Below are 9891 nucleotides of genomic sequence, written 5' to 3'. Positions count from 1 at the left end.
CGCAGCTTTGCTGCCACCACTAGCCAAATAGACCGCGTATTTAAATTATTGAATTTAAGATAAAACAACCCTGTGCGAAAAGCCAGATGTTAACGACATTGCTGGATAAAAGAACGAGTTTAGAAAGTTGGTGATGCAAAATGTTGGCGTTGCGATGTTGAAGAAAAGCGCGTTGCTAAAGCCGTTGAAACTACCGAAAAAGCAAGCCGTAAAGACAACCTAGCGAAACAACCTTGATGCTGTAATGTCACGTCTGAACCCACATTTTTATGCTGTAAGTAAATGACGCCTAACAACTTAGTGTACGGAAAAAATCCTTTATGCAAGGTGGAAAAGTTCCGCATATCCCTCGACGTTTTCGTTACTGTCGCACGAAAACACACGCTCATCAATAATTTACACTGAGCGCCTGAAAACAAAGTGCTGAAATACGGATTGTTTCCTTTTTATTTTTTGTCGATTAAAAAATTTGAAAAGTTGTACTTATTTATAGTAAAAGAAAAACTCCAAAGTGAGTATCTTAAGGCTAATTCGCCAGTTGCAGATTGGCTCTTAAATTCATCAAGATTTAGAGCGTAAACCCTTAATGAAAAAGTGCCAGGCTTCGAATTAAGTCCATTGATTAATGTTGTTGCTAATGCTGTGCAAGCGTTCTTGAAACCTTCGAGATACTGCGAATGACACAACATCAGACTCGTGTTTTTTATTTAATATGTTCTGGCATGCATGGCTTATTTCAAATTCAAACCCACTGCCTTTGCGGTTATCTGCAAAATGCTCTTCTTTATCGAGTCCTTTGAATAGTGTGCATTCTGTTGCGCGCCAAAAGTCAGGTATTTTTATTGTCCCCTTTGTACCAATAAGTAACGCATCATTACCTAAATTGCTCTTAAAGCTGCTGTGCAACAACGACACAGATTTACTATTTTTGTACATCCACAATACGTCATTATCGGCGCCATTTGGCGCTACATCGCAGTGTAACAAAATAGGAGGCGTGTCGGCGTGATTGAATAAAGCATCAAATGCTGCTGGGTAAATGCCCATGTCTAATAGACAACCGCCACCGAGTTCTCGGGCATATTCTCGGCTGGTTGCAGAGTAGGGCATAGTAAACCCGAAGCTTGCTTTAGTATGAATTAATTCACCTATTCTACCGGCAGTAACCCATTCAACGGCCTTATTAATTGCGGGTAAAAAATAAGTCCACATGGCTTCCATAAAAAAGCGTTCTTCTACTTGAGCTACGTTAATAATGCGTTCTAAATCTTCAGGTGAAGTCGTGACAGGTTTTTCACATAATACATGTTTGCCTGCCTTTAGCGCTGCTATAGCATTGTCGGCGTGAAGGGTATGTGGCGTGGCAATATAAATAGCATCAATATTTGAGTCGTTTAACAGGTCTTCGTAGCTACCGTAAGCGTTTGGAATGTCGAAGGTTGCAGCGAATTTTTGCGCACTGTCAAGCTGCCGCGAGCCAACCGCATATAAGTTGGCCTGTGCACAATGAACAATGTCTTTCGCAAATGTGTGAGCAATTCTCGCGGTTGACAGTATTCCCCAATTAACAGATGTTTTCGGCATGTGTTTAGTCCTTTTTTACTTATCAAATAATTGAAATTCGATAACCTCGTTTATCAAACTATAGAAACACGTTGATCACACAATGCCAATACATTGTCTAAACGCTGTCTACTTTAAAAAGATTAGTTAAAAATAAGAGCTGAGCCTTAGTTCGTTTACGGTATTTCTTAGGTGCCTCGGCGGCACTGTTGGGTAGAACGCCAAGATAAAAAGGCGGCAACTATCTTCCGCTTTTAGACCTGCTTTAGTCGCTCTGCGTCGTTTAATTATCAAATAGGTTACTTTTAACTGCATAGTGATAGCTTTCTCTACCCTTTGAGAGTGCGTAAGCACAAGCGTTTCTAACTTTAATAAATAACCTAGCACTAATACTCTTTTTAATGCCTTGGTGTAAAACTTGCTTAGAATGGAGTAAATAATGCAAAAATAGTATGGCCTAGCGCACTGTTTTGGGTTGTTAATGCTGCTTTTTTGACAGATTCCATAGAACAGGAAGATTTCTTTTTCAATACGGCGCTTCATTTGGAAATATATTATGTTTAATCCGCTAAAATCTATGGCGTGCAACGTTGTCACATTAGTTGCTGCAACATCTATGGTCTTATCAGGGTGCTCATCGTCATCAACAGACAATGCGCAGAGAATTCAATCCGACCCATCAATCTCTGCATTAGGCAACGTAGAATATTATACCTATATGCTTGCAAACGAGCTGTTTGCAGATGTGCGTGCGGCAAGGCAATCTCGTTATGCCGTAGTAGGCTTCGTGCCCGTGGACAAAATGGAATATAGCCCAGAGCATCAGCATCCTCTTATGTTGTTAGGGCATCAACTTGAGCAGGGCATGATGACTGAGGCCACGAAAAGAGGCTTTTCTACTCAAGAATTTAAGTTATCGAACGATATAATTGTAAGTGAAGAAAGCGACAGAATACTGACACGAGACATTGAAAAGCTCTCTAGTATCGAGCGTGTCGATTTTTATATCACAGGTACCATGGTCTATCAGGAATCTGGAGCTATGGTAAACGCGCGTATCATCGATGCCCGAAATAAAGATGTAGTTGCTGCTGCAACCCGTTTCTTTCCCGCGGAAATTTTTTGGCAGCAAGAGCAAGTCACTACTCGTAATGGCATGTTGTATAGAACTGAAGGTGTAAGGTAAGCCCATGAAAAAAATGAAGACTACAATAGCGCTTATGCTATCAGCATCGTTCCTCACCCTCAGCGGTTGCTCCATGATGATGGACGACGAAGAGGTTGCAGAGCAAACGCCAGTTCGTCCCTCAATGAATGTAATTGATATTACCGCGCAAGATCGTGCTCCCGCCAAGCGAGCATCAAATGATGAGGAAAGCGAAGATCAAGGGATGGACGCTTATGGTGCTATTGGCCAGCCGCCGCTTTACTCAAGTGTTCAAGGTGCCTACAAAGGTAGGCCGCTTACCAAACACATTGGTGATTATGTAAAGAACATGACCCAAGACCTCATTGCGAATATGGAATACGTGAACACAAAAACCGCTATTGGCGTAACGCATTTTGCGTTGTTAGATACCGACCTTCAGCAAACGGATTTGTTAGGCCGTCAAATGGCAGAATCATTTGTTCACGAACTACATAAGTTTCGTGTACCTGTTATCGATTTTAAAGCTACCGAGTATATCCGCATTACTGATGCAGGCGACTTTGTATTAAGTCGAGATTATCTTGAGCTAAGCAGTAGCTTGCCTATTGAATATGTACTCACGGGTACCATGACCAAGCACCAGGGTGGGGTACTGGTTAATGCTCGCATTTTAGGTATGGAGTCGCGGGCAGTGGTTGCCAGCGCACAGATGTTAGTGCCATTTTATGTGGTTGATGCACTCATTCCCAGTGACGGAAGTGAGCGAAGCGGAATGCGTGACGGCGTGAAGTTAAGTCGGGGCTAATTATGAACCGAAATATTCTTTACTCATTAGCAGCACTTGTTAGCATTACCTTGTTATCGGGCTGCTCTAGCACAGATTCGATAGGATCGTTTTGGTTAGGGGAAGACGGCGAAATAAGGCACGACTCTAAACCAGTCGCTGTGCCCAATCGTTCAGGGCTTGTTTACACACCAGATTCTAGAGATAGAGAGTATCAACAGCACATAGCAGTCGATCCCGGCTACAAAGATCCTATTAGAAGCGGTTTTTTCCCAACGAAAACCCACAAAGCGTTAAATGACTATGCAGCGCAATTGGCCATGGAACTCATGGACAACAACACGCGTTTAACCCATCAACACGCAGTTGGAATTGCTAGTTTTGTTCGCCTAAATGCGGGTCTTAACGACAGTACAGTTTTGGGTAACCAACTATCTGAATACCTGATTACCGAGTTACAAGACTTTGGTCTTGCCGTTGTCGACTTCAAGCTTTCAAGCGGTATCACGGTCACGCCTCAGGGCGATTTTGTTATGTCGCGCAGCAGTCAATATCTGGCAAAAAGTGTTGAAATGGACCACGTTGTAACTGGAACCATAATAGAGGATGACAGGGGCGTTCGTGTTAACGCTAGAATTGTGTCGCTTGAGAATAAACAGATTGTGGCTAGCGCAGACGTATACATTCCGGCCTTTATCGTTATGGATCTCAATAAAATGGCGCGCGTCACTCCTGCAACGGTTCAAGACTAGATCTAAATAAGAATTATGCAAGAGACAGCAAGTATCGCTCATTAGCGTTCACTAGCGCACTCTCCGACCTTGCTAATTTTTTGACAAGCGCAACCTACATTTGTTGCGCTTAGCCCATCAAACATTACATATTGCCGCGAATAGCCTCTCTCACCATAAACCGCGATGTATTTACAGCATTTAGCAAATCGTTGTTCAATGGCAATGGCTCTTGAAGCAACGAACTTACCAACACTTCGGCCATCAGTGGGGCTGTAGTTAATCCTCTAGAACCCAAGCAACTTAAGGTCGATACGTTGCCGTTTGGCAGTGTTTTCACCTGATTTAATGGCTTACCTATAGCCAAATCGGCATAGTCTGGTTTCAGTGCCGTGAAGTTATGCAGCGCACCAACAACAGGCTGATGATCTGGAGAGCCAAGCCTTGTTGCCGCTCTAGCTGCATTATCGTGATTAAGCTGACTGACAATATCGGTATGAGCAAGCGCTTGTTCGTGAGTGCTAAGATTCTGTTGAGTTTCTTCTTCTCTAGGCTCTACATTTAAGTCATCTTTTACGTAGGTAGAACCAAGAGCATGTCGTCCGTCCATAGCTGGAGTCATATATCCTTTATGGCACAGTACTGTTTTGAGTGATGCAATAGGCGATTGAGTGGGGATGGCTTCAACTTGTCCGCGCACGGGCCTTAGTGGCAAACCCTCGAAGGCTTCCGAATGTACTGCACCAGCTCCTAGTGCTAACACCACATGATCTGCATAAATACGTTTACCACTTTTGAATACAACTTCCGTCTCGCCAGCCTCTGACGTTTTATTGCAACGCTCGAAAATATGGTTAGGTTTCAGCGTTAACAGGCCAGTTGCCGAGGCCGAATCGACAATGTCGTTTACCAGCGTTGGCGGAGAGAGCCACCCACCACTTGGAATATATAAACCTTCATAGGGCAGTGTTAAACCTGCAATATCACTGAGTTCTTTGCTGTTTATATGCCTTATTAGCTCTGGGGGCCAAACATCGTTGTTGATCAATTTAGTTTGGCGCGTCTCCACTTTGTCGTTAAAGCTTAATTGAACAACGCCGCAAAAATCATGTGTATTTGAACTCGATGCATCTTTACGGCTTGCTGCCGTATCAGAATCTTCAACGGCGGCAAAAATGCCGTCGTAGTAGCGTCTAGCGTATAAAAAGCTATGGGCTTGAAGTCGGCTAGCAATGCTGGCTTCACTGTGAAGTTGTGGGTAAAAGCCGCCTTGAGGGTTACCTGATGCACCCTGAGCAAGAGTGTCACCATCAAAGCATAGGGTAACAGATACACCGCGCTTTGTTAGCGCTAGGCACACAGTTGCCGCGGCTAGACCAGAGCCTACCACTACCACATTGCTAGAGGAGCAAAGCGGCGCAGTGTTATAGCGATAGTAAGGGCCTTCCGGCTTTCGCAGCTTCGACTTTATTGTTTTCAGCGACTCAGAAGCAATCGAATTGTGCTCTGACATTTCGGTCGTTGGGGTGTCATTGTTTACATTAGCATTAAAACTTCCCGTCAGCATATCTCGTTTGCGGCCAAAGCCTGGGCGCTTTTTGATAGTAAACCCAACGCTCGCTAAACCGCGTTTCACTATGCCGGCTGCGGTAAACGTACCGAAGCTTGTGCCGTCTTTGGATAATCTTGCCATCTGCGAAAAGAGGGTGTCTGTCCACATGTCCGGGTTTTTACTAGGGGCAAAGCCATCTAAGAACCATGCATCCACAAGCCCGTCCTCAGGACTATGCCATTGAGGAAGCAATTGATGTACGTCGCCAATCCACAAATCTAACGTTGTGGCATAATCCTCAAAATGTAATCTATGACAGCCATCAAGACCCATTGGATAGACTTTTGTAAGCGCACTTGCTTGCGCCCCAAGGGAAGGAAAACTTGATAGCGCTTGTTCAATATCCTTTTTGGGCAATGGAAATTTTTCAGTGGTTAAGAAATAGAGGTGTTTTAAGGGATGTTGCGGGTTTGCTTGTCGAAAGGCATTAAATTCTCTCATTACTACCAAGAAATTGAGACCTGTTCCAAAACCTGTCTCGGCAATTATGAAATTAGGTTTGTTCCACGATGTCCAACGTTGATGCAGATCGTTTCCTTCGATAAATACATGCTGTGTTTCATCAATGCCACTGTCATTAGAAAAATAAACGTCATCAAAATGATCGGCAACGGGCGTTCCGTTTTCATTAAAATGTACTTGTGCATGTTTAGGTTTCACTACCGCATTTACCTCTTTTTTAAACAGACGTTTGGGGATTTATATTATCGAGAGTTTTTTTGCAGTGATTGTTTCAACGTTGGTCTATTAAAGCCCCTTATGACCACTCACTTTTTTCGTACTAGGGCATTGCAATAGTACTGACGCTATTCACTGTCAGCATATTCTACAAGGCCTATAATCACTTTTCTGTAAAACTTTTTAATTTGTAACGCTCTTGCGCATATAGAACTAATGCTTCTGCTATCCGTGATACCTTAATAACGAGTTGCGGCGAATAAAAGCGCGTTCTCAAAGAATCAATGACAAAAAGTTAATGCCTAATTATAAAAACGTTACATAAAGAGAACCGCTTTACGGGTGTAAAAAGAGTCAGTTTTGTGTTGAAGTGCAAAGCAGACCACTTTACGACGTAAAATCGTTAACATATGCCGCATCAACGCAAAGGGTAAACTATGAGAAGAGCAGTTATCACCGGTCTTGGTATTGTATCGAGCATCGGCGTAAATAAAGAAGACGTACTTGCATCGTTAAAAGCAGGTAAGTCTGGAATTACATTTTCAGAGCAGTTCGCCGAAATGGGCCTTCGCAGTCAGGTTTGGGGCGATTTAGACATTGATTTGAAAGAGCATATCGATCGCAAAGCCATGCGTTTTATGGGCGATGCTGCGGCGTATGCATACGTCGCAATGCAGCAAGCTATTGCCGACTCTGGACTTGAAGAGAGCGATATTTCAAATGAGCGCACGGGCATTATTGCGGGCTCGGGCGGTGCGTCGTCTGAAAACCAAGTTCTGTCTGCCGATATTCTTCGCGAAAAAGGCGTTAAGCGCGTAGGGCCTTACATGGTACCGCGGTGCATGGCCTCTACAGTTTCAGCCTGTTTAGCAACGCCGTTTAAAATACGCGGTGTAAACTACTCAATCGCATCTGCGTGTGCAACAAGCGCACACTGCATTGGAAACGCATTAGAGCTTATACAGCTTGGTAAGCAAGATGTTGTATTTGCAGGTGGCGGTGAAGAATTGCACTGGTCTCTTTCAAGCCAGTTTGATGCTATGGGTGCACTAAGTTCAAAGTATAATGATAACCCTTCTGTAGCGTCGCGTACCTACGATGCTGCTCGTGATGGTTTCGTCAGTTCTGGCGGTGGCGGTATGGTTGTCGTTGAAGAACTTGAGCATGCGCTTGCTCGCGGTGCCACCATTTATGGAGAAGTTGTAGGCTATGGTGCAACTTCAGATGGTTTCGATATGGTAGCTCCATCAGGTGAAGGTGCTATTCGATGCATGAAAATGGCCATGCAAAATGTGAACGGTCCTATCGATTACCTGAACACACATGGAACATCAACGCCGGTGGGTGATGTTAAAGAGCTAGCAGCAATTCAAGAAGTGTTTGGAAGCTCTGGTGTTCCCATAAGTGCAACAAAGTCTCTTACTGGGCATGCACTGGGCGCGGCGGGTGTAAATGAAGCAATTTACAGCTTACTGATGATGCAAAATAACTTCATCGCACCGTCAATCAATATAGATACATTAGACGACGCAGCACAAGGCTTAGACATTGTTACCGAAGCGCGAGACGCTCAGCTAAATACGGTGATGTCTAACAGCTTTGGGTTTGGCGGTACAAACGCAACCTTAGTGATGCAGCGTTATCAAGACTAAAATGAGACGTTAGTTTCATTACAAGTTAAAAACGAAACAAAAACGATTATAAGCCCCAGCCGTTGCAATTAACGCTGGGGCTTTTTGTTTAGTCGCATTGAAGGTTAATAGTTTTTGAACAGTTCACTGGGCTGTGGAATAGTTATTTTTCCATAATGTCGTTTTACTAATCCCTCATTCTGAAGTTCGCCTAGAAGTTTATTCACTGTTTGCCTACAGCTATTTATCATTTGAGCCAGCGATTCTTGAGACAGCGTAAGCGTGATAGCACTGTCTTTGGGAATGTGTTGCCCGTAGCTGGTGGTAAGCATTAATAGTCTTTTCACTAATTGATGCTTCAAACTGAGCCCAGCGCTTGAATCGATGAATTGAAATGCACTTCTTACTCGCGCACACAGTAACGCTGTGAAATGAGGATAAAGCTCTGGAAACTTTCGCAGTAATTCATTGAAAGCGCTTTTAGGAATAATGGCAACTGTGCTGTCTATTTCACAAACGCTATCATGAGTTCGGGGGAGGTTGTCGAACATAGATATTTCACCAAACCAGGTGCCGGGGCCTAACAGCGCCAGCAACATCTCACTGCCGTCTACGTTTACAGTAACAATTCTAAGTCGTCCTGCACAGATACCATAAAAACCAACACCCTCTTCACCTTTGGCATGTAGCTGCTGACCAGATTTTAAATGCTTAATTCGTACTTTGCTCAATAGTGCTTCTTTTAAATGGTCGGGTAGGGAGCTAAACCACGATGAACTTGCTAAAACAGACCTGAAATTATTCATTTAACAAAATGCTTACAATGTCGTTAAAGCGACAGTTTATCTTTGTTTTCAACGGTAAGGTAGAGCCAATTCATATTTTTGTAAGGGGTAAATAATGAGTGATTCTGTAAAGTCTCAAGTGAGCGAAGAAGAGTGGCAGACACGGGTCGATTTAGCAGCTTGCTATCGCGCTGTTGCAATGTATGGCTGGGACGACCTTATCTTTACACATATATCCGCTCGGGTTCCAGGGCCAGAGCATCATTTTCTGATTAACCCATACGGCATGATGTTTGACGAGGTGACTGCCTCTAGTTTGGTGAAAGTCGACTTGTATGGCAATAAGGTAATGGAGAGTGAGTACGATATAAACCCTGCTGGCTTTACCATTCACAGCGCGGTGCATGAAGCTCGCGACGATGCGAAGTGCGTACTTCATTTGCATACCGCAGAAGGCGTTGCTGTGTCTGTGCTTGAAGATGGCCTTCAGCCTTATTCTCAGCAGTCTCTATTTCCTTTAGCGTCGTTGTCTTACCACTCTTATGAAGGCGTAGCGCTTAATCCAGATGAAAAGGTACGTTTGGTGCGAGATTTAGGCGATACCCAATTTATGATTTTGCGAAATCACGGCCTGTTAACCTGCGCAGACAATATTGCAGACGCTTTTTTGTTTATGTTTATTTTACAGCGCGCCTGTGAAATACAATTAAAAGCCCAGGCAACCGGACTAAAACTTATTCCAATCCACTCGGCAATTTTACAAGGCATTCGTGAACAAGCTGCCCAGGTAACTAAGCAGGCCGGTGGGGCACTCGCTTGGCCCGGAATCAAGCGTCGTGTGCAGAGACGTTTTCCTGGTTTTGACCAGTAGCCACTAAAAAATCTTCACTCTCACAACACGAGCACAAGTTTAGCCCGCTTAATTGGGTTACTAACCGCCTAATTTGGGTTAAACTT

8 protein-coding genes are annotated in these 9891 nt (G+C 43.8%); 5 read left to right on the top strand and 3 right to left on the bottom strand.

Annotated features, from left to right (window positions below; all coding sequences use genetic code 11):
* Positions 1-609 precede the first annotated feature (609 nt).
* Positions 610-1584 carry a Gfo/Idh/MocA family protein gene (locus GTW09_RS16530; RefSeq protein ID WP_163112747.1) on the bottom strand — a complete coding sequence of 325 codons (975 nt, stop codon included), beginning with the start codon at positions 1582-1584 and terminating at the stop codon, positions 610-612.
* A 556-nt stretch (positions 1585-2140) separates the two neighbouring features.
* On the opposite strand from GTW09_RS16530, the gene GTW09_RS16525 reads away from it, so the two are divergent.
* The 3 genes from GTW09_RS16525 to GTW09_RS16515 are packed head-to-tail and all read left to right on the top strand — an operon-like array spanning position 2141 to position 4249.
* A complete protein-coding gene (locus GTW09_RS16525) occupies positions 2141-2749 on the top strand; it encodes a FlgO family outer membrane protein (protein ID WP_420809560.1) in 609 nt (202 codons plus the stop codon).
* Between the two features lie 4 nt (positions 2750-2753).
* Positions 2754-3518, top strand: a complete 765-nt coding sequence (locus GTW09_RS16520; protein WP_163112746.1) for a FlgO family outer membrane protein — start codon at positions 2754-2756, stop codon at positions 3516-3518.
* A 2-nt stretch (positions 3519-3520) separates the two neighbouring features.
* Positions 3521-4249 (top strand): FlgO family outer membrane protein, encoded by a 729-nt coding sequence (locus tag GTW09_RS16515; protein ID WP_071979993.1) that lies wholly within the window; start codon positions 3521-3523, stop codon positions 4247-4249.
* A gap of 124 nt (positions 4250-4373) precedes the next feature.
* On the opposite strand, the gene mnmC1 is transcribed toward GTW09_RS16515, so the two are convergent.
* The gene (gene mnmC1 / locus GTW09_RS16510) at positions 4374-6500 is read right to left on the bottom strand and encodes an FAD-dependent 5-carboxymethylaminomethyl-2-thiouridine(34) oxidoreductase MnmC1 (protein WP_163112745.1); all 2127 of its coding nucleotides are present in this window, start codon (positions 6498-6500) and stop codon (positions 4374-4376) included.
* Positions 6501-6955: 455 nt separating this feature from the next.
* On the opposite strand from mnmC1, the gene fabB reads away from it, so the two are divergent.
* Positions 6956-8170: a beta-ketoacyl-ACP synthase I gene (fabB, locus tag GTW09_RS16505; protein ID WP_071979991.1), complete on the top strand. Its 1215-nt coding sequence runs from the start codon at positions 6956-6958 to the stop codon at positions 8168-8170.
* 104 nt (positions 8171-8274) lie between these two features.
* Here fabB and GTW09_RS16500 read toward each other — a convergent pair whose 3' ends face one another.
* A complete protein-coding gene (locus GTW09_RS16500; RefSeq protein WP_163112744.1) occupies positions 8275-8955 on the bottom strand; it encodes a Crp/Fnr family transcriptional regulator in 681 nt (226 codons plus the stop codon).
* 94 nt (positions 8956-9049) lie between these two features.
* Between GTW09_RS16500 and GTW09_RS16495 the strand changes: the two genes are divergently transcribed.
* Positions 9050-9805, top strand: a complete 756-nt coding sequence (locus GTW09_RS16495; protein WP_163112743.1) for a class II aldolase/adducin family protein — start codon at positions 9050-9052, stop codon at positions 9803-9805.
* Positions 9806-9891 lie beyond the last annotated feature (86 nt).

Origin of the sequence: Alteromonas hispanica, from assembly GCF_010500915.1 — a bacterium.
Lineage (GTDB): Bacteria > Pseudomonadota > Gammaproteobacteria > Enterobacterales > Alteromonadaceae > Alteromonas > Alteromonas hispanica.
This window is presented reverse-complemented; position numbering and strand designations above follow the sequence as displayed.